Source organism: Mesorhizobium sp. WSM4820 (assembly GCF_055811075.1).
Genome location: NZ_JBVVQN010000012.1, coordinates 208846 through 234640, shown reverse-complemented (window position 1 = coordinate 234640; position 25795 = coordinate 208846). Strand labels below are relative to the sequence as shown.

Below are 25795 nucleotides of genomic sequence, written 5' to 3'. Positions count from 1 at the left end.
TCCCGGCGCACTCCTTCCTGATCGACGATCTCGCCTAGCAGGATTGCCCTTCCGTCGCCGAGCTGCGGCACGAACTGACCGAACTGGTGTCCGGCATAGGCGGTAGCGATCGGCTCGGCACCTTCGGGAATCCGTTTGCCGGCAAGAATCTCAACACCCGCCTGCGTGGCGAGTTCTACCGGGTTGAGCCCGAGCTGGACGGCCAGCTCCTGGTTAAGCTTGAGGAGGTGCGGTGCGGAGACCGGGGTCGGGGAAACACGCGCATAAAACGAGCTCGGCAGCCGAGCATAGCTGTTGTCAAATGCAAAGCGTACCGTCATTCACACTCCTCAAACATCAACGGCAGTCGCGAGACGCTTCGTCGGTCGCAAAGATTGTTATCAATGACAATAGTGCCATCAGACTGCCGGTCCGTATGCTGATGTGGCGATGCTCAAACTTCATTTCCAGCTACGTGCCAGAAATGGATATGTCAGTGCCTTCGGGCAAGTAGCCTCTTCGAGCGGAACGGCTACGAAGCTTCTCGCGCCAGCGAACGTCTGGTCTTCGCGAATCGGTAGCCTTAAGCCGCCTGACTGCTTTTGATGCGGTGGACGGCTCTCCTCCCTTCCTGCGGTATGATCGCGGGATTAGAGCTGGAGGAGCGCTATGATAAGCAACGTTACGACAATCGGTCTGGATATTGCGAAGTCCGTGTTTCAAGTCCACGGCGTGGATGCGGCTGGTGAGGTTGCAGTTCGCAGGAAGTTGACGCGTGGGCGTGTGCTGCCGTTCTTTGAGAGTTTGCAGCGATGCCTTGTCGGGATCGAGGCGTGCAGTTCGTCGCATTATTGGGCTCGCGAGCTAATCGCGCGTGGCCACGATGTGCGGCTGCTGCCGGCACAGTATGTGAAGCCGTATCTGAAGCGGCAGAAGAATGATGCTGCAGATGCAGAGGCGATCTGCGAGGCCGTGACACGACCGACGATGCGCTTCGTGCCGGTGAAGTCGCCTGAGCAACAGAGTGTGATGATGCTGCACCGGGTTCGATTGATGCTCAACCGCCAGCGCACACAGATATCGAACGCGTTGCGGGCGCACCTATCCGAGTTCGGGGTCGTGGCGCCGATCGGGCGTAATGGAATTGAGCAACTTCTCGTGGTCATCAACGACGAGAACGATGCTAGGATACCGGCCGACGCACGGCTTTGCCTGAGGATGCTTGAAGCACAGCTTCGTGTCGTGAAGGAACAGATCCTCGAAAACGATCGCCGGGTCCGTGCGAGTGCGCGAGAGACCGAACTGGGTCGCAGGTTGATGGAGAGTCCGGGCGTTGGCCCGCTGCTGGCGAGCGCGTTCGTTGCGACTGTCGCCGATCCGCACGCATTCAAGTCGGGGCGATGCCTCTCGGCTTGGATCGGGCTCGTGCCGAAGCAAAACTCGAGCGGGGGAAAGGAGAAGCTCGGCAGCATCTCCAAGGCAGGTAATCGCTACCTGCGCCAGCTGCTCGTCGTCGGGGCGATGGCAGTCATCCGCTATGCCGAGCGGAACGGGACCAGGCGCCCATGGCTCGTGCAGTTGATGGCACGACGAACGACCAAGGTCGCGGCGGTTGCGCTGGCTAACAAGACAGCCCGCATGGTCTGGGCATTGATGACCGGCGGCGAGCGCTACAGGGAACCGGTAATCGCATAAACTCAGACAAGGCGAGCGGTCGCCGACGAGGTTGGAAAGGGCGGACAGGAGCTAATGCACAAAGCCGGTTGAAACCGCCGGATCGGGAAAACCCACTGGGGCCGTGCACTATAAGTGCGAGCTTTCGATCGGGACCTGAGACGCGCGAATGGCATTATGGCCAGCGGCACATGAAAGGCCACACCTACAGGTCGGATACATGGCCGCACCAACCAGCAACTGCAAAAGCTCACAAATCCCTTGCCAACGGAGAGCCGTCCATACACGGCCCCAAAGCGGTCAGCGCACGGTTCTACAAGTAGGAATCCACTGGGGTTCCTGGAAGCTTTTCGAACTTTCTGGGTCGCGCCTCCAGCCGAATTGCGCGGGCTTATGAAGGACGTTGGGGCGGCTGAACTAGCTGCGGTGCAAACTTGATCGGGATGCTCATCTGGGGTTCGTGTCGGTAGAGGATACCGCCAGTACGGTGCTGCGATGAATTCGTTTGCTAAATCGATTCTTTTGCAGGTTATAGGGCAGTTGCAGCCTTAAATCGTGTCCCCGCAACCAATTCTATCATAAATCAATTACCGTCCCGGTTTAACCGAGGCGGTTTTTTGCGTTTCGGGCAACGCAGCGCAGCCTCTATTGCTTATTTGGGAAGCGCCGACCAAACATTGCCTCTATCGATCGGCCGGACAGTTGGAGCGCACTGCACAGCGGCTCGGACCGCCAGCTACCCAGGATATCTACAAACGCGGGGCACATGAGTTTCCCCACTACGGGAATGGCCGCACCTCTCCAACCCACTTCGATATCAGGCGATGCGAATAGACTCCTCGATACCCGCAAAGCCTGAGCAGCATCACCTCAATATACCATTGTGCGAGGTGCCAAGCCTCCGGAATGGCGGATGGCAATTTCCCAGGAAGCATACGCTTGGGATGCACGAGTTCATTGCGAAGTTTCGTTATTGCCTCCGGGGCGTCGGCGAATGCGCCGTTTCTTTTCCAACGGCGCAATCGCTTGCTCGAGGGCGGAATGGCAGTCCGAATCTTCAAGTGCTGGCAGGCTGCCCGAATTTTGTCTGCTGCATTTGCAGCCCTTGGAAGGGTGATGCCAGCGTTGGTCAGCACCGACATTGATAGGCCTTCGAGAGCGGCTTGTGAAAGTACCAGCCCCCCATCTACGCCGGCGCCTTCGCCTGCACGGTTGCTCCGAAGATACCAATGGAGGCCGGTATAGCCTGCTCTTGAGAGAGACGGGTCATGAAGTAGCTCCACAAAGCCGGGAAAGGCCGCTGCCAGACATTCGCCGTGGTGGATGTCAAACCAGCTTGGGCAAGATTGCCAAGGAGCAGCGATGCGTTGCCCCCAATTCTGATAGTGTTGCTGACCGTTCCGGTCATAACCGACGATCCCGAAGAGCGACGTCCATGCGCCGCGCGCAAAGGACAGGAAACGGTGCAGATCGTGAACTATCGCTTCGAGCTGCCCGCATGTGAATGACTGGCGATCTGCGTGCACTATGCGCGCAACATGGGTGATCGCATTGCCTCCTTCAGCCTTTAGCTGCTCGATGATCTTGCGAGTTGAGGGAAGCGCCTGAAGCTCTATCTCCCAATCCAGGGTTCGCAGGACGACGCACCCCAGCCGTTGATTTGATTGGCGAAGGTCGCTCTGGGCACCAAGGCAAAAGAACTCGGGAAAGTTAAGAACATGAACGATGGCGGATGAGAGGCGTACGCGCCGGTCGCGAACCTGCGTGAATGCTGAACCGTTCGCCATCAACCAAAGCTTTGCACCTGCAGTGCCTATTTGCGATTGAGTCACAAGCACCGGAAAGAACCGACCATGCGGCCCGAATCTTAGCTGAAGACGCGGATCTTGACTAAGTCGATACCCATCGAGGCTCGTGTTAACTTCGACGAGCACACGTTCTTTGTCGGCCAATTCAAGCCGAGCGTTACCGGAGCTGGCAACGGTTATCCCTCCGGCTCGGAGCTCGAGAGGTGCGCTGCCCAAATCAATTGCAGTATTAGCAGTTGCAGCAGCGTATTTCGGAGCAATCAAATCTACCATCTAACAACATAGCTGGTGGGCACGATCGTCGTCTAGGGAGGGTCAGGCAAACCGGGATTGTCGGACCGCAGATGAAGCAGCGCCAGATGCATCTCCATGCCCGCCGGAACAATCATAGTGGCAAAGAGATCATCACTCATTCGTTGCAAGCGCATTACACAGGGATAGTTGCCTTAGATTGCATCCACGTCGGTCGCCGTTCGGCGAACAGCACGTCGATCCAACATCGGTCCTCGTCCGGAGCGATCGCCCTGCGCCGCTGTGGTGACGGTTGGCACAAGGCGCGCTCGACGCGTGCCAAGGTTCTTGGTTACGAACAGCGCTGAGACCGGGGAACGGCTAAAAATCTCGCGCTCGGCATTCTGCACCATTGCCCTATTGAACGCACGAACTGTGCGCCGCAGACAGCGGAAGACAGCGATCCTGTCAGAAAACGGAGCGCGAAACCCATTTATGACCAGCAATGCCCTCCTTGGTGAGATGGGACACATGGCCTCTGCTTCGCCAAACCCCAGAGCGGCCGGTATCACCGGTGTGTCACCGATAACAAACTCCTCTTCATCCGGCGCATCGATCAGGATGAGGGCGCATTTGTGAATACGGCCCGCATAGTCCTCAAGATGCTCGCGTATAATCCCGACATGAAGAACATCTGTCTCAAATCTCGCTTCGTCGCTCTTTAGGCCCAGCACTGCGGCAATATTCTGCACCATGTGGTTGGAATTGAGCGCGTCCTTGTAGCTCGGGATTCTCACCATGAGGGATGCGATATAGCGCGACAATGCCCAGCGATCGCCTGGTGAAAGGACGGCCGAGAAAGCCCGCGCATCCGGAACAAAGCCGTCCCGCTTGATATTCTTACCCTCCGCTCGGAGAAACGACTTGTCATACTTCTGTTCGAGCTGAAAATCTCGTCTCTTCTGCGTTGCAAGCCGGCCAAGTACCGGACCAGCTGGTCCCTCGACCTCGTTCGCGAAGAAGGTCTCTAGCGTCGAGTCGCGTGTACCGTCTGCCCGCCAGATTGAATTGTAGTGGCCGATGACGGCTGTGTTCAAAGGCTGCGTGCGTCTTATCTCACCCGCCGCATTGGTCATCGTGATGCAGCCCTCACCATCGACCCATAGCTCGGAATGACAAGTTGGCCACCAATGGTGTCGTTTCGGAGTGCTCTTCATTGTCTTGTGCGACTGGTCAGGGTGCTGAGTTGAATGTTTTCTCGGCTGCTTCAAAAGCCGCAATCGCTTCGGTCTGCTCATTCACAAGCGTTCGGAAAGCGTCGAATGCTTGATAGCAAATGTCACGCTCCTTCTGAAGCAGGTTTCCCATCTCGCCAAGATCAAGCGCCGGGCTGCCGCCGATGCCGTATAGAATGCGCCCCGATTTCTCGACCTTCCGGCCCACAAGCCGGGTCACGCCAAGCACGAATCTGGCTGAGAAACCGTGGTTGTAAGTGTTGCGAAAATCATCAGTTTGTTCTTTGAAAACGCTTCCGGCGATCGGCTCGATCTTCAGCTTGAACCTGCGGTACTTCCTCCATCCGCGGCAATAGGGTTCGATATCGTTCAGATAGAGATTTGCGGTGGGAAAATCATCTTTCCAATCAGAGATCTTCGTCATATTAGCCTGGTGGCATAGGTGCCCCGCAGCGAAGGTAAAACGGGATTTGAGCGCGTATGGGAGCCCCAGCGCGACGGTCCCAAGCATGTCAATGAACTCGTGCGTCAAATCGTGCTTGTCTTCGTTGGAGAGCGGAGCAAGAACCGCGGCCCAGGTCCGCAGGCGATGCGCATAATGTGTCAGGTCGTTGATCTTGTTCGCTAGCTCGCCTGAATATTCAGCCAGCATTTCGTTATAGGCCATCCATCTCACACTCAGCGGATCAGGTAGGCTCCACCAACGGTAGGGCATCCAGCGCCCGCCGATCGGAGTCACGTCGAGTTGCGCACGATATTGCGTGTAGAACCGGATGAGTTTTTCAGAGCGCTTTAAGGTGAATTCGTCCGGCACAGCCATCAACCCTTCTCAATATCAGCGCAAATGCCCCTGCAAACGAAAGGACGAGCGACGCCGCCGCGCTCTGGCTCTGAAAGAGGTCGCAGCCGAGCTTTCGGCGACTGGCGATGGCCTGATCCGTTCGGCGCGAGGCTAGTAGCGGGTCAGGAGCAAGTGCGAGGCTTTAGCGAATAGCTTTGCTATCCTCGCGCAACCTCCGCTGAGTCGTCCAATGTCACGCTTGATTGTACCGTCGCCGAAGACGCTGACGAAAACAATTGCAGCCTGTGTCGAGAATGCCGAGCGTCTGCTTGCTGACGCTGACATGTTCGAGTTCGAGAAGCTGAAATCGACACGACTCTATCTGATCCTAATTGCACAGGAAGAGCTCGCGAAAGCCTTCATGCTCATTCTGGTATCGATCGGCATCTTTCCGCTTTCGCGGCCGATCCTGAGGGCGATGAACGACCACTCGTGCAAGCAGTTGGTCGGCATGCTCATGGACTACATGATCATGCATTGGGAAGACATCGAAGACGCCCGGCGAATGATCGCAGAGGACTTCGACATGGGCGATGATCATTTCCCGATCGACATCGCCAGCGCACTCGAATTGCTACGATATGAGAAAGTCGCTCGATGGGAAACCGGAATGGGCGGCTACGCGGATGGAGACCTAAATTACAGCCAGGCGGCTCGCAAAGTGGCATCTGGCAAGCACGATCGACGGAAACAGGATGCGCTATACGTGCGCGTTAATCCTGACGGTTCGACCAGTAGCACGCCCCACAAGGTTATGGATGCTGAGGTCAAGGACGAAGCCGAGCGCGCCAGTCGGTATTGCTACTTCGTCAAAGAATCGATGGCTGGCAAAGCGTCCGGCATGCGGTATGAAAAGACCGTCGCGGCGCTAAGAATGCTCTTCGGCCATCGCCCACCGATCTAGACACGGCTGAATACCCAGATGGCAACACGCGACGAACTCTACGCGAAATTCGGGATAGCAGCGGAAGCGGCGCAGCTATTCGAGACCGAACTTGGTTCACTTCTCCTATGCGCCCGTGGCCTTGAACGCGGTTGGCACCATGAGGTTGACCCCGAAGATGCGCGAAAGCTCCTTGACCACATTGACCGCAGCACACTGGGCCAGCTGTTGGGCACATTGAAGAATTGTGTCAGTCTTGACTATGGTTTGGTGGATCGCTTCGCGTCTGCACTCAAAGCTCGAAACAGGCTGTTCCATCGGTTCTATGAGTCCCATGGCTTCAAAATTCAGACCGATGAAGGCCGCGATGCGATGGTGGCTGATCTTGAAGTTTTACACGGCGAACTTTTCAACGCATGGCAGGCCGCTAGCAAAATGACCGCTGTGGCGACAGCATTCCTTTTGGAGGCGAAGCGAGAACAGGAATAGGCTCGGCGTTCGTCAGGCAGCATTGCCGAGCATCCTGGCTCTTCAACGGTGCAAACCGGAGGCGAGGTGGACGACCACGAAAATGCGAGAATATCTTTCGGCACCGATCGTGCACAGCTTGTCTATGGGCTGAGGCCGGACCGCACGTTGGCGCATATCAGCGAGGTTCAGCGCGGCATTGCTTGCGGATGCAATTGCCCTGCCTGCGGCGGTCGGTTGGTGGCTCGCAAGGGTGATGAGAACGTGCCGCACTTCGGGCACGACGGTGGCGACGCGTGCGGGGGCGGTCCTGAAACCGTTCTACATCTCCTTGCCAAGGAGGTGTTTCGAGCAGACCCGTCGCTACTCCTGCCGAAACGCCTTGGGCTCAATAAGGGCAACGTCGTGACGAAGCCGGGTCAGCAGGTCACGACGCAATTCCTTCGAATCGAGTTCACTGACCCGAAGACGGTTATCCCGGACCTCTATGTTCGGGCGCTAGGGTATGACCTCTTTGTTGAAGTCGCGGTCACCCATGCGAGCGACGAAACAAAGATTCAACGCCTTCGGGAACACGGCGTCATGGCTGTGGAGATCGACCTGTCAAAGTTGCCCCGAGACTCGACACGTGAACAGATCGCGGATGCGGTGCTTCGATCCGCGCCACGGTGTTGGCTCTATCATCCCGATATCGACAAAGCGTTGGCGAAGACCCGCGCCGACGAAGAGACATGGCAGGCTGCACAGGGAAAGCGGTTCGCCGACTATCAGGCCAGGCATGAGAAGCGGGCAAATGAATTGGCGCGCGCCTATGTCGACGGGCTGAAACAACTGGCCGGAAAGAAGATTGCTGTTCCGCGTGATGCAGAACTCAAAGCAATCGGACTCGCCGAACATGTTGGTATCGAGGTCGCCGGCTATGCGTGTTTCACTGTCCCGCCTGCGGTATGGCAGGCGACAATCTTAGCGGAGGTCTTTCACCGACCAATGCCTTGGTAGCGCAGCTGCCAAGGCAGTGCCGATCGCCAAGCATTTGGAAAAGAGCGCGCTGATACGGCCGCAATTTCAGCGTGTCACTACCGAAGTAGCGAACGGTGTCGCTGTCGCCGAACCTCGCTTCGCGCCCGCTTGGAAGGCGATCGACAACTATTTGCAAAACCTGCTCGGAAAGGGCGTTCTCGTTCAGCAAGGCTACGGAGTGACGCTGGAGAGGTCCCTTGCGGACAAGTGGACCGCGCGCACGCTGGCAGAGACACAGAGAACCGCTGTCGTGCATGCCGCAGTGCAAGCAGTCGATTGGATCTTAGCCGAGCTTCCCGCCGAAGAGCGAGGGGACATGACCGGCGAGTCGTGGCTGGATTCTATCCACACGGAGACGAACATGACATATCGGGCCGCGATCGAGTCTGATGTCGAAGCGCCGAAGATCGCCGCCGAAATAGACGCCGTTGTCGCGATGTTCGGAAAGAGCGGCGCGATCCCACATGCGGCGTTGGGTTTGCCTATTCGAGGCGCAATCGAGCGCTGCGAGGCTCAGAGATCAAAGCAGGTCGAAGGGCTACGGCAGAAACAGATTCAGGAAGCCAACCGACTTAGGCAATCGCGTCGGGACCGGCTATGCGTTGACGCTGAAACGGAACTGAGCGGCCCTAATCTTGGGGCCTTTCTGAACGCGAAACGCGACGATCTGAGCGGCATGTCGCCGTTGGAAGCGGCGGAGGATAGCGAGTCGGGATTGACCAAGGCTCGAGGCGTGCTCTCCGCCGATGTCAAGCGCAAGCGATATCAGGAGAAAATCACTGCCGATACCAAGCAGTCTTTGTCAGCGAAGCATGTCGATGCTTTCCTGAACGGCCGGGATGACGACTTAGAGCGGACAACGCCGCTCTTGTACGTCCGAGATGACGCCACCTATCGGAAGGCGCTCGGGAAGCTAGCTGAATGGCAGAGGGGGTTCGGCGGACCGTTTTGATCATAGGAGCACCACCGTAAAAAATCATGGCCGGGAGGAGTCTCGGTCACTTTTCTGCGCTCATTTCACCTGGGGCCAGTGACCTGCGTTAGGATTGAGCAGTCCGTCCTCGTAGACTGCCGTAAAGCGGCGTAAATCAGCGTCATCGGCGTGACCTATCTCACGCCGTTTCTCAGACACGCCGCATTGATTTCACTGAAGAGTCTAGTGGCAGTGGGAGACCGCCACATAGTGAGACCCACTATTGAAGGGGCATTCTTTTGCTATCGGCGATGCTCAGCATAGATCGTAAACATCGCCGAAGATCGCTCGGAATTAGGATGGCTTGGGCCATAACACGAGGCTCAAACGATCCGGCTGGTGTATTGAGAGCTATGGCTGCAAGAGACCGTATTTCGTCATGAGCGCAGACACGCGGTCAATATGCGGCTGGATATTCGATCTAAGCGGAGCGACATAACCAGCTTGAGTGTGGTGCGCGGGATCACAAAACTTGATCGTGTCCCGCATTCCAGCGTGTTCGAAAGGAAGGGTGTTTGGGGTTGAGCGAAACAGGTCGGCAAGCTGGCCGGAGTTAGCGGTGTCGTAACTTGACGGTACAGGCTGACCAGTTTGCCTTAGGTACAACTCCCGAACGAATTCCTCGACTAGCACTCGGAGGCGATCAACGGCGTATGTGCGGTTGCCTTCATTGCTACTGGCTGCGCCTCTAATGTCCGCGAGCATTTGCTGGAGCCGCAATTGCCGGACAATGACAGGGCCGCCGAGTTCAAAATTCTCGTAGTGATAGTGGCGAATGTCCCTTGCCATGTTCAGGCTTCGGAGTTTGTCGATGACGCCTTTGACGTGAGAGAGGACCAGGATTTGTTTGCCGCTCTGGTCCAGAAGGTGCGGGACCACATTGGCGATAAATGCCTCCGCGTGATCATCGTCCATCGCTTGAACGGGGTCATCGAGAAGAATGAAGCCGAAGGGTGATGACGGCGTTGTCGCCCGCATCAGCCAAACCGCCAACCCGAGGCAATTAAGCTGGCATTCGCTAAGGTTTGCCGCAGCCGACATGCGTGTGCCGAAGCTGGTCGCGTGCAGTTTCATAGAGTCGTTGGCCGGTTCCATCATATCGAAACCGACAGAAACTCCCGGATTGAGGAGGGCGTAGAGTTCTTTCACCTCCTTGCCCCGCGTTTCTAGGAGGAGCGTTTGTTTGGTCTGCGCCATGGCTTCGACCGAACGGATTAGTTCCTGTGTTTCCTCCAATATCGCTGCATAGCGGGCTAACAGGTGCACGTCAGCGATGCCCTTAAGACCCTTGCCTACTGCGTCGATGAGGGCGACAGCCTCGTTCGCTGCTATTTTGCTACTGACTGTCTCAGCAATCGTGTCCCATGCCCGTTCGTAAGCCAACAGAGAACCAATGAAGGCATCCACCGCCCGAGCCAATGAATGGCGCGAAGCGTGTCGATCCTCAATCAAAGCGGCAAGCTTCTCGGCCTGCGAAGCTCGATCCTTTGTTGTGGTTGTCAGTTCCCTGTCGGCTCGAAGTGCGGTGCCAAGTTCCCGTTGAGCCTTTATGTACGCGTCGTGGGCTTCAAGATAGTTGGGGAGTTCTGCGTTTGGGCCGAGAAGGCTAGAAAGCGAGACTCTCTCCTCATCGTTCAGACCTGTGATGCCAAGGGCAGACACGGCATTTGATGCCGATGTTCTGGCCGTTTGAGAGAGTTCAATCTTGCCGTCGAGCAAGTTCGCGGCTTCGACTGTGCCGCTGGCCTCCTCCAATCGCTTTCTCAACACTGCTCGCTGTTGCGGGACCAATGTCGGCTGCTCGCACATGGGACAGTCATCCCCATGAAGTTCTAGGGCTAGCCCGTTTGTCCAGAATATAAGCAAGGCTCTTGAGTAGTGCGCGGCGGTAATGCCGGCGAGTACGCCCACAGCGTCGTCTATGGCTCCGACGGCACGCTGAAACTCTTTCAAGTCTTCGACGGCATGATCGCGGAGGAGCGAATGGTCTACGCATCGGCCGCCCAGGACTTAGCGATTTGGACACCCTTGAGCCCACCGAAACGGGCGGATTTCAAAGGTTGGAATGAGTTGATCTGCGATGCTGCCCTGGCTGGAAGCGCCCAAAAAGAGCGGCGGCACCTGTTCAAATCATTGGGGGCTGATGGTTGGGTGTTTGCCAACTGGCTGACGCATTCCCACTCAGTCACATGGCACGATGCGGAAGCTGCTCTCACAACTGTCGAACATTTTCTCGGCCTCGCCACTTCAATGGTGCTGCGGCACATCCGTTTCGTTCCCGAGGAGTGCCCCGAGTGCGGGTCTCCGCACCTGTCCCCGGGAGAGGGATTGCGTGAAGATATGCCTGAAATCGCTTGGGAGCGCCCTGTATGTGCAGACTGTGGCTGGACGGGAACTCCCGTGCCCAGCCGAGAACGAGAGCCCGAGGAATTAGCTGAACTATTCGAGCGGGAGGGCGGGGATGACAGCGACGAATGCATCATTCCAACGGTGCCGTTGAGGGAACTGCGCGGACCAAATGGTCGCAAAGGTGGGTAGGCGTCATCCGCCTCTGCCGGCTCGACCTCGCCGTCCGCACCAGCAATGGCTCATCCGGTGAGAAAGGTCGGGCCGGAGTTTGCGACAACATCAAATGCCTTTGCAACGTCATCCTCGGTGAGGAAGACAGCGGCGTACCAGTCTGTCCGTCCCGGACGTGATAAAAAGCTGGGGGACAAAACAGAACCCCAACTTTGTTGAAGTGCGGCCCCCCTTTTGGCGTTGTCGTGTTTCAACAGGTTGACCAAATCGCGGACCGCACCGAGGTCCGGATGAATGGCGATGCCCTTGGCGACTGCAAGAACCACCAGTTCGTCGTGCTTCGCCTTGTCATTCCCTCCGAGCGCGAGGCGGGTTGCTCGCTCCCAATAGTGATAGGCGGCGATCACGAACGCCTTCCTCAAGGCCGAAAGAGCTTCGTCACAGGTTTCGATCTGCAATTCCAGCGCTTGCTCTTTGGTATAAAGCAAATGGCCCTCTTCATCCCGTTCTTCAATCCATTCTCCGCCGTTTTCAATGTCCTGCGCATATTCCGCTGCCTGGGCTCTGGCCCGCTCGACATCGCTGCGAAGCGCTCGCGACGCCGAGAGGTAGCCATCGCGCAAAATCCGCGTACTTTGCTGAAACCGGTAGCCATTAAGATTAAAAAAGAACGACATTCAGGCCCCCTTAGAAGGCGTCTCAGGGAGAGTAGTCGATCCGCCACCGGTCCGCGCTCCCCGCCACCAAATTTGTATCACCATTTTGGATGTTCCCGACCGAGACGGGTTAAATGGCCGATTTCAAAATCACCAAAAAATCTGAGAGGCGGACCTCGACCTGTGCGGAACCGCGAGGCCCCCGTTGGGGGTCTGGACCACCGCGTGGCTGCGCATGGGCGCACCTTTGGCCGCACGGTGCCGCTGTCCTGTCCGTCCTGTCCGTCCCACCGATCACTTATGCGCACCGGCGCAATCTGAAGGCCAAGTTCCTCGACTTGGAGAACGCCATACGCCATTCGCTGAAGGCGTTCGGCATCCGCCTTGGCAAGGTCGGCCGAGGAGCCTTCGATCAGGCGGTGCGCGCTGCGGTATCGGAAGACCCACTGTCGTCCGAGCTGATGGACGCCATGCTGTCGGCGCGCGCAGCGCTGTGGAGGCAGTATTGCCGCCTGCACGATCTCGTCGTCAAAATGGTGGCACGCAGCGAACTGTGCCGACGCTTCATGGCAATCCCCGGCGTCGGTCCGGTGACGGCGCTCTCGTTCATGACGGCGATCGATGATCCGTCGCGCTTCCGTCACTCACGCGGTGTCGCGGCCTACTTCGGGCGGACCTCGCGGCGCTGGCAGTCGGGCACCTCGATCGACGTTCAGGCTCGCATATCAAAAGCCGGCGATGCTGATGTACGACGCTCGCTTTACGAGGCGGCGTCGGGGTTGATGACGCGCTTCAAGGGCTCCGACAAGGTCAAGAGCTGGGGCCAGGCGATCGCCAAACGTTCCTGCCACCGCAAGGCCTGTGTCGCCGTGGCGCGCAAGCTGGCAGTGATCATGCACGCCATGTGGAGCGATGGCACGTTCTATGTCGGCGATCCGGCGGCAAGCCAGGCGGGTGCCGGCCGGCGTACCCATGACAAGGCCCGCAAGCTGCTCGGAGCGCATCGATGAGAAGAAGACCGACAGTTGAAACGCATGGCGCCGGCACGCTGACAGGCGCCATCTGACACAAAAGATCCGCTCCGGCGGATGAGGACCGATGCAGACCAGGAACGACGGAACGCACGTTATCTTGCCTGCGGCCGCGCCGATCGCGAGACGGCCGGACCGCGCCGGATTGCCTGTGGCGCTGCTCCGTCACTCCGATGGAAAAGTGCGCCACGACGGTTCCCGTGCTGCAAATAAGCAGCGCTGCTACCCCGTCGCAGAGCGCGGAAGACTGCACGGCGCATCGGAACTCGACGCAAGAGTACGGAATCGTAGCATCGAGTATAGAATATTGTATTATCGTAGACTTGAGGAGCAGCGACGACGGAAATCAAGTCTATCAAAATACGACCGATTAAGATGGCAGGATAAAAGGGGCCACGTTTCGCTGCGGTTGGGGCGTTGTTTTTCAATGGGTTACATGGTGATTTCGCAATGTGTGCATAACGACTGCACATTGCGAGTATCTCATTTTCGCAGCGATTTCCGCAGCTTGACGCAGTGTGCGGCGGCTCGGCCGACCGTTGAGGAGACTTGGGCCGGGAAGGAGGCGCAGTCAGAGACGGAAGCGAGACGCTCGACAGAAACCCCAGTTCTCGGAGGGCGCACGGGTCCCTTCGGTGGCCCCTGGTCGGCACGGCTGCCTGTCAGTCGTTGTTGCGGCTCGGCGAGAGCCGACATCGCCAGCGTCGGCCGTAGGATGGCGGCCGAGCGCAGGCTTGTCAGCCAGCCGCCCAGCCTGTCGGCTGCCATGGGACCTTCCATCCTGACACGAATGCGCAAACCGTCGTGTTACGGTTCGATCGTGCTACGTCACCAGTTCGATAGCCCTCGAAGCAAATGGGAGAGTTCGCCACGTCCAGGATCAACCGCCGCGCCTTGCTTTTCCACTCCTGCAGCGCAGTCGTCGCCTCGACGGGTCCGGCGACTGCGATGGGCACAGAGCCGCCGGGCCAGGCCCTATTACCATCCAATGAACTGCGAACGCTGATCGACGTGCACAAGAGAGCATACTCGTCCTTCGGCGAAGCCTTGCACAAAGTGGGCGGTGGCAGAAATCAGTCCGCCGGAGCCAGCCGGGAGGAGGAGAAGGCGCTGCTCGCCATCTGCAGCTATGCTGCGGTTGGCGAAGCGGATCGCCTGGCCAAGGCCCGATATCTTTTAGAGATCGAGGCGCGCGGTGAACTCGACCTCGCAGAGCATATGCAGGCTGTTCTCCAATCGACGGTGTGGAAGCGATGATACGACTGGCATGCGGGCGGTCGGCTGCTGAATGGCAAACTATGCGCCTCATTTCAGACGTTGAGCCGAAATCTTGTCAACTGAAAGCCGGGCGGCGAGACCAGCAAGGGGAGCGGCTGGGAAAAGTGGCGGCGAAAGTCGACGCCGAACAAGTTCGCTAAATACCGGGTGACTGGCTAGTTCGACAGCGGGTGCTTGAAGAAGTGCTGGTCTATGGCGTCGGTGATGGTTTTCTCTTTCAGTCCCGTGCCTACCCCTCGAACAGCTTTGCCATTCTTCCAGTCGATGCGGACGTTGGTGCGTCTGGCTTTCTCATACGCCAGCATAACTAGTGCGTCGGCATCAAATTCCCCTGAAGTCCATACCTCGCAACGGATTTCAGCTTCCCGCAAAAACATATTCGCCCGCACATACTCCACAAAGGTCGGAATTCGCCTCAGCCATTCCTCTATCTCCGCTTGTGTGACCACGTGGCCAGGCTCACCAGCTTTGCATTCGTAAAGCACGCACTCGGCTTTGCCGCGCACGCACATAATGTCGATGTCGTAGAACTTACCCACCTTCGGGTCGTAAGCCTTCTTTCCCAAGTCGATTGAATTGCCGTCGTTGCGAATGAGATAGGCGCACACCAGCTCGAACAGAACGCCGCGAAGGTTCCCTGCGCGCCCGGCAATGTCTTTGAGGCTGCTCAAGAGAGTTATTAGCCTGCTCGGGTTTTTTGAGACGATTGCGGCGGCGTTCTGCAGCGTCTCTACCAGGCTGGTGAACGCGGACCCGGCGTAGCTTCCGAACAGCGATTCCGGCGTTGCCATCATCAGCCCGTTTCGATGGCCGAGCGTGTATGCCTTGCCCGTGAAGCCATCGGCCACGATAATAGGGAGTACCGAGCCTATTCGTGTTGCTAGGAGACCTCTCGCCTTCCGGATGAAATAGCGGATTTGGTACTCATCGAGAACCGTCCCCACGAACACATCGGCCACAGTGAAACCTTGCTGGTCCTTCCCCACGTTCGACTTTTTCAACGGCAGGAGGTAGCTCGGGCCAGTCAAGTCCCACTTGTATGGGCCAACCGTCCTCGGATGTTCATCGCCTCGAATGGCGATTGAATTGTAGCTGGCAACTCCGAGACGCCGTGCCCACTCCCGAATTCCATCCAGCAGGACACCTTCGGCCATCTGGCGCACATTGTACAGCGTGGGACCGTGGGAGCTCAGCGCTGGGATGCGGAGTGCGATGACACTGCCATAGTTTTGAATGTCGATAGTATGCGTCATCCCGGCGTCCTGAAGACGCTGCGCAACTTTCGCGGCCGGCACTTGCTTCTTCTGCAGGATTGGGGCGCCACTGATTACAGAGAACTCATCGACGGACACGATGCCCCCGCGTGCAGCCAATCCATCGATAGCCGCGCCATAAACTGACTCTGTTTCTCTTAGGTCGCGGTGGAAGTTGTGCCAGAACCGTTCGGTCTGCCTATCCTTGACGTGGTAGACGAAGGCTTCCTGTTTGGGCAGGAGCGGAATCGGGAAGGAATAGATGGGCGGTTTGCTACGGGAGAGGCGCTTGCGAGCTGCTTCAGCTGACAGGCCGTGCTCGGAGATAAGCAGCTCGGCCAGACGCGAGGAGCGGCTCGGGCCGTGCAGGTCTATAAGCGACGTTAGGGGGTCGGGCATGACCTGTCACACTGCGCAATTTATTAAAAGAACTACCTATTGCGAGTCTGTTTTTCGATTTCTCGTCAATGCCATTATAAAAACAATAACTTAGCAGGCGTTTTGACGCGCTGTCAATTTCTTGCTTGTCCTCTGGCCCAATGACATACCCCATGTGGCTGCCATTCGGAAGTACTTGGCCGGTCGGTCGGCCCTTGCCGTGTCCTCATCGGTAGCGGAGCGCACTTTCGGTATCTCCGTCGGTGTGGGAGGCGCGGTGCCAAGCCGTCCAACCGACAAACCGGCATGCTGCAGGTGCGGCGCAACACCTCATGTTGGGCAGTTGTATTCCTGCTTCCATCTTCTCAATCGCCGTCGGTCCACGCGCGGTGGTCACCTTATGAGGGTCGTTCATGTGGGCTCCGCCGTAGAGCTGCGCCTGCGTCACATGGAAACCCTGGGCTTGGAGACGAAACGGATGATGGTGAAAGGGCGCTCTTTGGAGCGCCTGTTTTAGTTTCCCAAGTGAATTGCGTTTTCGAACGCGTGCAAGCAATCTCCTCCCGCTATGGTCACGGTGCATCTGATTCCCGAAGGTAACCGCGAAACGTACGAGGTCCACGAGTGGCGCAACGCCGCTGGCGTGATTTCGACCGCGCATCCGAACGAGTGGGCAGATATTATTGGGGTGCCTGACGATAGCTACAAGCCGACGTGGGCGACCTACGCGAACCACAGCGCTTCGCGGTTGCATGCTGCGGAGTAGCCAATGGCGAGCGTCGTCGGTTCCGCCCTAACGGAGCGAGAAGGCGTTATCGCCGCCGATACCATCTTTACGAAGCAATTCCGCTGGCTCTTTCGAGAGCAAAAGGTTCTGGATTTCGGGGTCGATGCCGAAGTCGAGATTACTGAAAACGATATGCCTACGGGCAAACTTATCGCGCTCCAAATCAAGAGCGGCACCTCGTTCTTTAAGCGGGAAACTCGTGAAGGGTACGTATTTTACGGAGAAACGCGCCACCTAAAATATTGGACGAACCACGTCCTACCCATGTTTCTTATTCTCCATAACCCGGAAACCGACGTTACCCTTTACCAGCGAATTGAAGAGCGCCTTTGCAGGGTAACGGCTAGAGGGTGGAGCATTGTCGTTCCCCGCGAAAACGTGCTCGATGCCAGCGCCGCAGGCGACCTTGCATCTGGTCCCGACCTGGACGAAGAAGGCCAACTGCGTCTCCGCTTTAGCCTGGACGCTCCTCTGATGGAGCGCTTTGTCGACGCCGACGCCAAGATGATTTGGGAATACTGGTTCAATAAAAGCCTGAGCCTCCGCAACGCCCGCTTCATATTTGAGGGCGAAGCGCCGATAGAAGTGGGCGGTTGGTATCCCACTAGCGATATCGGTCTCGCCATGCAGAATCTCTTCCCATGGCTCACCTATGAGTACGAGGACGATTCCACCAAATGGGATATCGCTGGCGAAGCTGACATCTTTACCCTCCTGGTATCTTTGAGGCCGGAAGCTAAAGCCTATCTGGAAGCCGAGAGGTTCTTTCGAGAGGGCCTCACCGAGGAACCGCCTGACCAGCCGGTCCGCGACGATGACCAGGATGAGGACGGTTGGTATTATCGCATCCGCGACGACGACGACTGACTAGCCCTTTTGCGCCTGCTCCCAAAATTTGCGCATGACGTCGTCGGCGGTCGGCGGAAGTTCTAATCGGCTTTTGACCGTGGCTTTCTTCACAAGGACTTCCATTTGAGGCCTGTCGGCTCTCGGTGTGCCTTCCCAATATCCTGCAGCAGTGGCGTCATCGAGTGGCTTACCTGCCTTCACGGCGTCTTTGAGTGCTGAGTAGTGTCGCAGGTCGCCTACGTGAATAAAGTCCTCCTCGGCGTATTCCATTGTGTAGAGGGATTTTCTCGGATCAGAACCTTTCCCACGCATCTCCCAAAGAAATTTGGCCACCGCCAGGTCTCGCCATAGATACAGCCCCCCTTTCTTAGAGCCTCTCCCCCGGGGTGTGCAGCACGGAGGAACGTCTCTGCTACTTTCGCCATTTCGGTCAAGCCGTCCATGTTATCGCGGCCGGACACGACGATTTCGTCGTCTTCATAGTTCTCGTTCGAATAATGATATCCGATAGGCACGTACAACCCGCCAAAGCATGCGCCGATAGAAAATGCATTCTGCTGTATGATAACGGAGCTATCTGGCGTTCGTAATCGTGTGCGGGCGGATTTCCACCCCTAACTTGGCTGCTGTTTGTTGCGGATGGGTAGATGTCTCGCTACGCTTCTGCCAATTCATGCTGAATATGTTTCGGGGGTTTGATGCGAAATCGCTTTGCAGTATTGGCGGTTGTATTGGCGCTTTCGGGTTGTGAAACCAATGGGGGCACGGACGCCAGCTTCGATATCAACTCGTCTCCCGAATACAAAGAACACCAAATGTGTTTGGGTCGCCAGACATACATATACTCAAAGGCTGAGGGTTCCCCCCTTGAACTAGGGATTATAGCGTCGTCGGCATGCAACGGGACACGGACAGCTCTCTATAAGGCGATTGCCAGTGTTAAGGGCCCGGCGTACGCGCAGGGCTACACAGGGGCGTCCGAAAGGGAAGACCCGAAGTTGATAGCTGGCTCGATTATTAAAGTGCGGCAGGGCCAGAAGCCCTTTTAGCCTTCGGGGCTTTGGTTTGATGGCATAGATGAAGGCCCGCTAGGGGCCTTTTTCGTTCGACTTACGGGTTAGCGCGCTGCGGTAGACTTAGAATCGAAGAAGGGCCCGGCTTCCAGGTTTCATCGCTTGGTGGATTGGCGAGGACGGCTACACGTTGTCAGATCGTCGCGCCAATCGCACGCCGGGGCCGCCACCGTTCTCCGGAATGAATTCCACTCCGGCACCTTCGAAGGTCTCGCGTATTCGATCGAGGGTCGGTTGCTTTAACGCGTCACCTCGTTCCAGACGTACAATCGTCTGTGTTGAAACCCCTGCTTTCTTAGCAAGTTCCAGAACGCCCCAATCCAGCGCGGCCCGAGCCATCCTGCACTGCACCGGCGTCATAAGATCACCATATTATGGTGATTTTTGTTGCTCATAGTCTGCTCTAACTGTATTCATGAGTACGTTCAGCGGCCGGAAAGGTGATGCAACACCGATCCGGCCTGACCACACCCAAGCTGTTTGGAGCTCGGATCATGGCTGATTCCGACAATACCATGAGTTTGTCTGCCGTCACCCGAAGGAAGGTGCTTGCGGGAACGGCAATTACAATTGCGGCCTCCAAGGGAGGCACATTTGGCCGCAAAACCCTGGAAACCGACCAAATCGCCGATCCAGCCGTAGCGGCCTGGCAGAAATGGCGGCTGGCCCACGACCACACTGAATATCTGTGTCGGCAGCAGCAACTTCTGGAGCGAAAACTCGTCCAAACTGTTGGATTTCCTTGTTCGAAGATTCTGCTGCGCGACGGCAGGAATGTGACGTTGCATTCTCTTGAGCCACTCCGCGACGCGCTCGATCTTGGCAAAGAAGACCTCTCGGTCGGTGTAAAGGCTGAAGCCGACCTAGCAGCTCATCAGGCGCGCTGGGATGCCGCCGATAGGGAGATCGGCTATTCGGAGGCGTTGAGGGCCGAGTGTGAGGCTGCTAACCGGGCCGACGAACTGCTTGAGACGCTCTCCGAACTCCCTGCAACTTCCCTTGCCGGTGTGGCAGCCAAGCTTGATGCCGTACTTACGCAAGGGGAGGCTTCGAAGGACGATGATGAGTTTCCTTGGCCGCAGATTCGCTCGGCCTTGGAGGATGTAGTTAGGATTGGCCACCAACGAGAACCGAACTCGGTCGCTGCCTCGAAGGGGCCCAAAGGACCGCTAGAGCCCTAGGAACAACCTCCGGAAAAATGAGCGGAGCAGAAAAGGCTACAGAAGAGTACACAACGGCCATGCGAGATTACGGAGATTTCGACGATCGTTGCCCTGACAGCGCAGATGCGCGTCCCCAACAGGGTAAGTGCGATGAAGAAAACGCGAAGGGATGCTGGTCGGCAGGTCGAGGCCAATCCCTTGTCTCATACGCGGGCCGTGGACGACGCCTTACTGGAAAGGACAGTTCAGCTCTTCGAAGCACGAAGCGGTCGATCTCTGTCCAAGGAGGATGCACGCCAGATCGTGGAAAACGTCAGTGGCTTCTTCCGTATCCTTGCAGAATGGCGGAAGCTCGATTGAGCGAAGCAGCCTCGCGTCTGGCCCGGCACCTCCAACCCGATGCCATCGCCGGATCGCAGCTGGCTGACGCGACGGTCGCTCGCTTGGCAGGTAGCGTTGACTTGCCACCACTCTAAATCGCCGCGAGGAGATAATGGACAGGCGAACTGCTCAAATCGCTAAGCCCAGCAGTTTGGTCAAGGCGCTTCTGTATGCACGCGTGTCTTCGAAGGAGCAGGAGAAAGAGGGCTTCTCGATCCCGGCACAATGCAAGCTATTGAGAGAATATGCCGCTCAGAGACAGTTTGGCATCATCCAAGAATACGTGGACGTCGAGACCGCGAAAAGCAGCGGCCGGACCAACTTTAATGAGATGGTCAAATACCTGCGCAAACATCCAGGCGTACGTGTCATCTTGGTCGAGAAGACCGATCGCCTCTACCGCAACCTCAAGGATTGGGTGACGCTCGACGAGTTGGATGTCGAGATCCACCTTGCCAAGGAAGGCGTCGTGCTGTCGAACGACTCACGCTCCTCGGAAAAGTTCATGCACGGCATCAAGGTGCTGATGGCCAAGAACTACATCGACAACCTTTCCGAGGAAGCGCGTAAGGGGCAGATGGAGAAGGCCGAGCAGGGGCTCTGGCCGTCCAAGGCACCGCTGGGCTACCTAAACGTGACGGGCAAGGACGGCAGGAAGGTCATCGAGCCGGACCCGGCCTTGGCTCCCGTCGTCACGAAGCTGTTCGAGCGTTACGCCACCGGCCAATATTCGCTCAAGGCGCTTACGAAAGCGGCCCATGGTGAAGGACTGATCTACCCCAAGAGCGGCAACCCGGCCCCGGTGAGCACCGTGCATTCGATGCTGCGCAAACGGCTCTACACCGGAATGTTTCAGTGGAATGGCAAGATGCATCAGGGCCAGCACGAGCCGCTGGTATCGATCGAGCTGTGGGAGCGTGTCCAAGGCGTTCTGACCGGCCGGAACGCGACCCCGATCCATTCCTTTGGCTATGAATTTGCGTTCACGGGGCTCATGACCTGCGTCGAGTGCAACTGCGCGGTCGTGGCCGAGGTCAAGAGAGGGAAATATGTCTACTACCACTGTACCGGGCATGCCGACAAAGGGCGTGGCGGCTATGCAGACTGTCGGCGCAAATATGTGCGGGAGGAGGTACTGGACAAGACGTTTGCCGCTTTGCTCGACAGGCTTCATTTCGATGAGGAAGTGCTGACTTGGATGCGCGACGCGCTAAAGGCAAGCCATGCTGATGAGCGGCGTGAGCAGGAACAGGCCATCGAACGCTGCCAGACGCAGTACAAACGCGTCGAAGACCGCTTGCAGGCTATGTATCTGGATAAGCTCGACGGACGTATCGACAATGCTTTCTATGACCGCATGTCGGCGCAATGGCGAGTGGAACAGACGCGACTGCTACGCGAGATCGAGCGGCACAGCGAGGCGCAAGAATCATACATGGAGGACGGCCTGCGGCTCCTGGAGCTGGCCCGGGATGCCAGCCGACTATTTGCGAAACAGGCCGCAAACGAGAAAAAACGGCTCCTGAATCTAGTGCTGTCGAACTGCGAATGGGATCGCGGCGAAGTTCGCGCAAACTTCAGGCAACCTTTTGACTTACTTGCAGAATCAGCGGCTGCAGCGGCGTTGAGCGATGCCACCGGGGCGAAATTGTCCACAGGGCATCCAGTTTGGCTGGGCTTCCTGGAAGCTTTTCGAACTTTCTGACTCGCGCCTCAGCTCGAATTGCGTGTGCTTATGGGTGATATTGGGATACGAGAATCGGTTTTGGGAAAGATTTGACGAGGCATCGACTCTCTGGCGCCCGTCCCACCGGGAAGTGAACGGCAGCACGATACCTCCGCCAGGTTCGTCATGCTGAACGGCGGCTATGCTGAAGGGTTTCGGGTGCCGCCAGGCGTACGAAAGCCTCTCATGCAGGAACCCGCGGGCAGCCGGGGCGGTGAGCTGCGGCAATTGTTCAGAAGCACGCTGGTTCCGACAAGCAATGCCGACTACATGTCGTGCTGTTGTCGCATCGTCGATATGCTACGTGTGGTATTGAACTTCAATTCTGAGTTTCGGAGTCTCGCCATGCCCGCCGGACCCAAAGCGACATCTCAGACCAAAGGGACGAGGACCGGGCTCTACGCCGCCCGGCGCTACCTGACGCGGGACGCGCAAAAGGAGCTGAAGCTCCGCATTCCGTTCGACGCCTACTTCCAGGATCCCACGGTCCGCGTGCGGAATCCGGTGCTCGAGTATGATGAGTCGTTCGAGGTCCCGTGGGAGCCCGGTATCGGGGATGGCCCCACCAGCGCCTGCTTCGCCGTCGTCGACTACGACGCCTCCACCGAGATCCTCACACCGCCTGCCGAGTGGAATGCCGATAAGAATGCCTTCGTAGGCCCAGGCGGTGCGACGCTGGATCAGGCAAATGTCGACTCGCCGCAGTACCGGCAGGTCAATGTCTGGGCCACCCTGCAGAACGCTCTCGAGTTCTACGAGAACGGCTTCGGTCTCGGCAGGCCCATTCCGTTCGCCTTCGAGGGCAACCGGCTGATCGTCGTCCCCACGGCCGGCTATGGGGAGAACGCCTATTACGATCGCCAGAGCAAGTCGCTGCAGTTCTACTATTTCGACAGCGGCGAAAAGCGGATCTACACATGCCTCTCGGCCGATATCATCAACCATGAGTTTGGCCATGCCGTTCTCGACGGCCTTCGTCCTCTGCTTTCGGAATCGATCCGCGCCGAGACGGCCGCTTTCCACGAATTCGTCGGCGACCTTTCGGCAATCCTCATTGCCTTCCGAAACAACAAGCTTCGCCAGTGGCTGGCCGAAGCCACCGGCGGCAACCTGGACACCAACAGCGCCCTCTCGAGCCTCGCCGAAGAGTTCGGCAAGGCCGTCGCGGACCAGCCCTATCTGCGCAGCGCGTTGAACACGCTCCACTACGATAAGATTAAGGACGACCAGCGCCAGCACTACATGTCGCAAGTGCTGACTGGCGCCATGTTCGACATCGTCCGCAAACTGGCACCTCGATACAGGGACGGCGGTCGCTCAATCTTGCAGGCGTTCTGGTATACCGTTAGCAATATGCAGTGCATGGCGGTGCAGCCCCTCGACCTCCTGCCGCCGGTCGACGTGACCTTCGAGGACTACGCCATCGCGGTGCTGCGCAACGAGGAGATCGTCAACCCCACCGACTCCCGTGGCACGCGGCAGCTGATGATCGACGTCTTCCAGGAGCGCGGCATACTGAGCTCGGAAGTAGCTGAGCAATTCCGGCGGCCACACGACATTTTCCAGCGGCTGCGCACCGAGGTCTATCACGATCCTGCCGATATCGCCGGTTCCCGGTCCGCGGCCTACCGCTTCCTCGACGACAATCGCCGCAACCTGTTCATCCCCTACAGTGCCGATGTCGCGGTGCAGGGTCTGGCAAACGCTTCAAAATTTACTAGCGACGCGCGGCGGCAGCCGCAACAGGTGCTGCTGCAATACACTTGGCGCGAGCCCGTGCTGCTCGATGACGAACGCTTCGGGCGTTTCGCGGGCGAGACGACCAGCATGCTCTGCGGCGGCACCCTGGCGTTCGACATCGACGGCAATCTGCTCTCGTGGATGCGCAAGCCCGGCACCCAGACTTTGATCGGCGAGGACGAGGAAGACGGTGCGAATACGCCGGCCGAAGAACTGACGGCGGTGCAGACCGAGATACGGGCCGAAAGAAAGGCTGGTCGACGGCGCAAACAATCGTTCCTTGATGCGCTGGCCGCCCGCATAAAGACCGGCCGCATCGGCGAGATCGCCGGCGGCCAGCTCGGCATCCTCGAGAAGACCGTGGCGCCGCTGACCGCCGAGGCCGTAGACGGCATCCTGCGGTTCTCGCTTTCGCCGCATGTGGGCATCCACTCGGACGAGCACGAGAAAATGGGAGAGAGCCAATGGCAGATAAGCTCCTGATCCGTGCCTACAGCGTGCGTTGTGGTGATTGCATCTATGTCCGCATTCCCGACGCGCGGATAAAGGACGGCAACGTCGACGATTTCCACATTCTCATCGACTGCGGCACCAAGGCAGCCGGCGATGATTTCTTGAAGCCGGCGCTCGACCTGCTGAAGCCCGAGCTTCCGCTTGAAGACGGCAAACACCGTCTCGACCTCGTCGTCGTCAGCCACGGCCATGACGATCATATGAAGGGTTTCGACCCCGACTGGTTCGAGGACGTTGCGATCGAGAACCTGTGGTTGAGCGCGGCCATGAACCCCGAACACCCCCAGGCGGAGCTCGCCCACGCCTTTCACGACTTGGCAGACCGGGCGATGGTCAATGTCGCCGCGCGCGGCGTCGCCCTCAGCCCGGCCCTGCAGGACATCGTCGATCGCTACGGCATCAACCCCAAGGGCGCCATCAAGGCTCTCACCGAAACCCTGCCACAGCAGAACGGCATTGAACCCGTATATCTTCACACCGAAAGCACCGCCGCCGATCTCGAGCTTGAGACGCTGCAAGGCGACGTGGCGTTCCATGTCCTGGGGCCGGATATCAATATCGACTTCTACTATGGCGGCGACGAGTTGGCGGCCGACTTCCAGACATTCTCAAAGGCGGCAGCCGGCGTGATCGGCGCGCCCCAGTCGCCGAGCGCACGGCCCGAAAACATTAGCGCCCTCGACTTTCTCCGCCTCCAGTCGCGGATGATGTCCAATGCCTTTGCCTACTCCGAGGAAAACGACAGGCTGATCAACAACACCAGCATCATGCTGCTGATCGAGTGGCGCGGGCGCCGACTCCTGTTCGTGGGCGACGCCGAGTGGGACGATCCGTTCGAAGAAGGCACAAAGGCGAACGGCGCCTGGAACGTCGCCTGGAACAAGCAAAGGGCCAAGCTCGATGGGCGGCTGGACTTCCTGAAGGTCGGCCATCACGGCAGTACCAATTCCACGCCGTGGAACGAGGACGAGGACGGCACCCAGACCGAGTCGAGCACCATCCTCGACGCGATCCTGCCGCTTCCCGCCGGCAACATGCCGGCGTCCGGCCCTAAGGCCGTCGTTTCTACCGCCCGCACGCCCTACAAACCCATTCCGAGCTCCGCCCTGATGGTGGAACTCGGCAAGCGCGTCGCCAACACCGAAACCTATGGTCCACTTCTCACGCCCGCACAGATCGCGGGGCTGCCCAACTACGCCGGCCACGAGAAGGCGCTGCTCGGCCAGCCGCAGCCACAGCGCACCGACATGGAGGCCCTGGTCACGGGCACGCCCTACGTGGACATCGAGATCAAACCAGTTGCAGGGCACTAGAGCGCGGTCGTGGGCAGTCGCT

At 58.0% G+C, this 25795-nt stretch carries 22 protein-coding genes and 1 pseudogene; 14 read left to right on the top strand and 9 right to left on the bottom strand.

The genetic code is table 11. The features are described from left to right. The coding region (locus tag AC0L2R_RS20700) for a protein adenylyltransferase SelO family protein (RefSeq protein WP_473511201.1) at positions 1-320 on the bottom strand (320 nt) is incomplete at its 3' end. A gap of 331 nt (positions 321-651) precedes the next feature. Between AC0L2R_RS20700 and AC0L2R_RS20695 the strand changes: the two genes are divergently transcribed. Next, positions 652-1674: an IS110 family RNA-guided transposase gene (locus tag AC0L2R_RS20695; protein WP_473511216.1), complete on the top strand. Its 1023-nt coding sequence runs from the start codon at positions 652-654 to the stop codon at positions 1672-1674. A 758-nt stretch (positions 1675-2432) separates the two neighbouring features. Here AC0L2R_RS20695 and AC0L2R_RS20690 read toward each other — a convergent pair. From AC0L2R_RS20690 to AC0L2R_RS20680, 3 genes are all read right to left on the bottom strand, one after another. Further along, complete coding sequence (locus tag AC0L2R_RS20690; RefSeq protein WP_473511199.1) at positions 2433-3734, bottom strand: YopA family protein; 1302 nt, start codon at positions 3732-3734, stop codon at positions 2433-2435. A 173-nt stretch (positions 3735-3907) separates the two neighbouring features. Continuing rightward, entirely contained in the window at positions 3908-4909 is a 1002-nt protein-coding gene (locus tag AC0L2R_RS20685) for a DUF4238 domain-containing protein (protein ID WP_473511198.1), read from the bottom strand. Between the two features lie 16 nt (positions 4910-4925). Next, positions 4926-5747 (bottom strand): integrase, encoded by an 822-nt coding sequence (locus AC0L2R_RS20680; protein WP_473511197.1) that lies wholly within the window; start codon positions 5745-5747, stop codon positions 4926-4928. Positions 5748-5958: 211 nt separating this feature from the next. Between AC0L2R_RS20680 and AC0L2R_RS20675 the strand changes: the two genes are divergently transcribed. The 4 genes from AC0L2R_RS20675 (at position 5959) to AC0L2R_RS20660 (ending at position 9091) form a co-directional block, all read left to right on the top strand. Then, positions 5959-6672, top strand: a complete 714-nt coding sequence (locus AC0L2R_RS20675) for an AbiV family abortive infection protein (protein WP_473511195.1) — start codon at positions 5959-5961, stop codon at positions 6670-6672. 18 nt (positions 6673-6690) lie between these two features. After that, positions 6691-7140, top strand: coding sequence for a hypothetical protein (locus tag AC0L2R_RS20670; RefSeq protein WP_473493401.1), 450 nt, complete (start codon positions 6691-6693; stop codon positions 7138-7140). A 66-nt stretch (positions 7141-7206) separates the two neighbouring features. Next, the gene (locus AC0L2R_RS20665) at positions 7207-8118 is read left to right on the top strand and encodes a competence protein CoiA family protein (RefSeq protein ID WP_473511193.1); all 912 of its coding nucleotides are present in this window, start codon (positions 7207-7209) and stop codon (positions 8116-8118) included. A gap of 16 nt (positions 8119-8134) precedes the next feature. Next, complete coding sequence (locus AC0L2R_RS20660) at positions 8135-9091, top strand: hypothetical protein (protein ID WP_473511191.1); 957 nt, start codon at positions 8135-8137, stop codon at positions 9089-9091. 372 nt (positions 9092-9463) lie between these two features. Here AC0L2R_RS20660 and AC0L2R_RS20655 read toward each other — a convergent pair whose 3' ends face one another. Continuing rightward, complete coding sequence (locus AC0L2R_RS20655) at positions 9464-10867, bottom strand: hypothetical protein (protein WP_473511189.1); 1404 nt, start codon at positions 10865-10867, stop codon at positions 9464-9466. 123 nt (positions 10868-10990) lie between these two features. On the opposite strand from AC0L2R_RS20655, the gene AC0L2R_RS20650 reads away from it, so the two are divergent. Further along, complete coding sequence (locus AC0L2R_RS20650; RefSeq protein ID WP_473511188.1) at positions 10991-11650, top strand: hypothetical protein; 660 nt, start codon at positions 10991-10993, stop codon at positions 11648-11650. A 50-nt stretch (positions 11651-11700) separates the two neighbouring features. Here AC0L2R_RS20650 and AC0L2R_RS20645 read toward each other — a convergent pair whose 3' ends face one another. Continuing rightward, entirely contained in the window at positions 11701-12309 is a 609-nt protein-coding gene (locus AC0L2R_RS20645) for a hypothetical protein (RefSeq protein ID WP_473493397.1), read from the bottom strand. A gap of 287 nt (positions 12310-12596) precedes the next feature. Between AC0L2R_RS20645 and AC0L2R_RS20640 the strand changes: the two are divergent. Together AC0L2R_RS20640 and AC0L2R_RS20635 are read left to right on the top strand one after the other, a co-directional pair. Beyond that, positions 12597-13298, top strand: a pseudogene (locus tag AC0L2R_RS20640) (IS110 family RNA-guided transposase); the annotation flags it as partial. Positions 13299-14267: 969 nt separating this feature from the next. Beyond that, positions 14268-14576 carry a hypothetical protein gene (locus tag AC0L2R_RS20635; protein ID WP_473493396.1) on the top strand — a complete coding sequence of 103 codons (309 nt, stop codon included), beginning with the start codon at positions 14268-14270 and terminating at the stop codon, positions 14574-14576. Positions 14577-14752: 176 nt separating this feature from the next. Here the strand turns inward: AC0L2R_RS20635 and AC0L2R_RS20630 are convergent, their stop codons facing one another. After that, positions 14753-16249 (bottom strand): hypothetical protein, encoded by a 1497-nt coding sequence (locus tag AC0L2R_RS20630; protein WP_473511186.1) that lies wholly within the window; start codon positions 16247-16249, stop codon positions 14753-14755. A 748-nt stretch (positions 16250-16997) separates the two neighbouring features. Here AC0L2R_RS20630 and AC0L2R_RS20625 point away from each other — a divergent pair. Beyond that, positions 16998-17882 (top strand): DUF4365 domain-containing protein, encoded by an 885-nt coding sequence (locus AC0L2R_RS20625; RefSeq protein ID WP_473511185.1) that lies wholly within the window; start codon positions 16998-17000, stop codon positions 17880-17882. Here the strand turns inward: AC0L2R_RS20625 and AC0L2R_RS20620 are convergent, their stop codons facing one another. Then, positions 17883-18197 carry a hypothetical protein gene (locus AC0L2R_RS20620; protein ID WP_473511183.1) on the bottom strand — a complete coding sequence of 105 codons (315 nt, stop codon included), beginning with the start codon at positions 18195-18197 and terminating at the stop codon, positions 17883-17885. A gap of 863 nt (positions 18198-19060) precedes the next feature. Next, a complete protein-coding gene (locus tag AC0L2R_RS20615; RefSeq protein ID WP_473511181.1) occupies positions 19061-19297 on the bottom strand; it encodes a helix-turn-helix transcriptional regulator in 237 nt (78 codons plus the stop codon). 134 nt (positions 19298-19431) lie between these two features. Between AC0L2R_RS20615 and AC0L2R_RS20610 the strand changes: the two genes are divergently transcribed. From AC0L2R_RS20610 to AC0L2R_RS20590, 5 genes are all read left to right on the top strand, one after another. Further along, complete coding sequence (locus tag AC0L2R_RS20610; protein ID WP_473511179.1) at positions 19432-20118, top strand: hypothetical protein; 687 nt, start codon at positions 19432-19434, stop codon at positions 20116-20118. Positions 20119-20250: 132 nt separating this feature from the next. Further along, a complete protein-coding gene (locus AC0L2R_RS20605; RefSeq protein WP_473511177.1) occupies positions 20251-20460 on the top strand; it encodes a hypothetical protein in 210 nt (69 codons plus the stop codon). Positions 20461-20593: 133 nt separating this feature from the next. Next, positions 20594-22186: a recombinase family protein gene (locus AC0L2R_RS20600; protein ID WP_473511175.1), complete on the top strand. Its 1593-nt coding sequence runs from the start codon at positions 20594-20596 to the stop codon at positions 22184-22186. A gap of 207 nt (positions 22187-22393) precedes the next feature. Beyond that, complete coding sequence (locus AC0L2R_RS20595; protein ID WP_473511174.1) at positions 22394-24430, top strand: gluzincin family metallopeptidase; 2037 nt, start codon at positions 22394-22396, stop codon at positions 24428-24430. Further along, positions 24412-25773, top strand: a complete 1362-nt coding sequence (locus tag AC0L2R_RS20590; protein WP_473511172.1) for a ComEC/Rec2 family competence protein — start codon at positions 24412-24414, stop codon at positions 25771-25773. Before AC0L2R_RS20595 ends, AC0L2R_RS20590 begins: the two co-directional genes overlap by 19 nt. Positions 25774-25795: the final 22 nt, after the last annotated feature.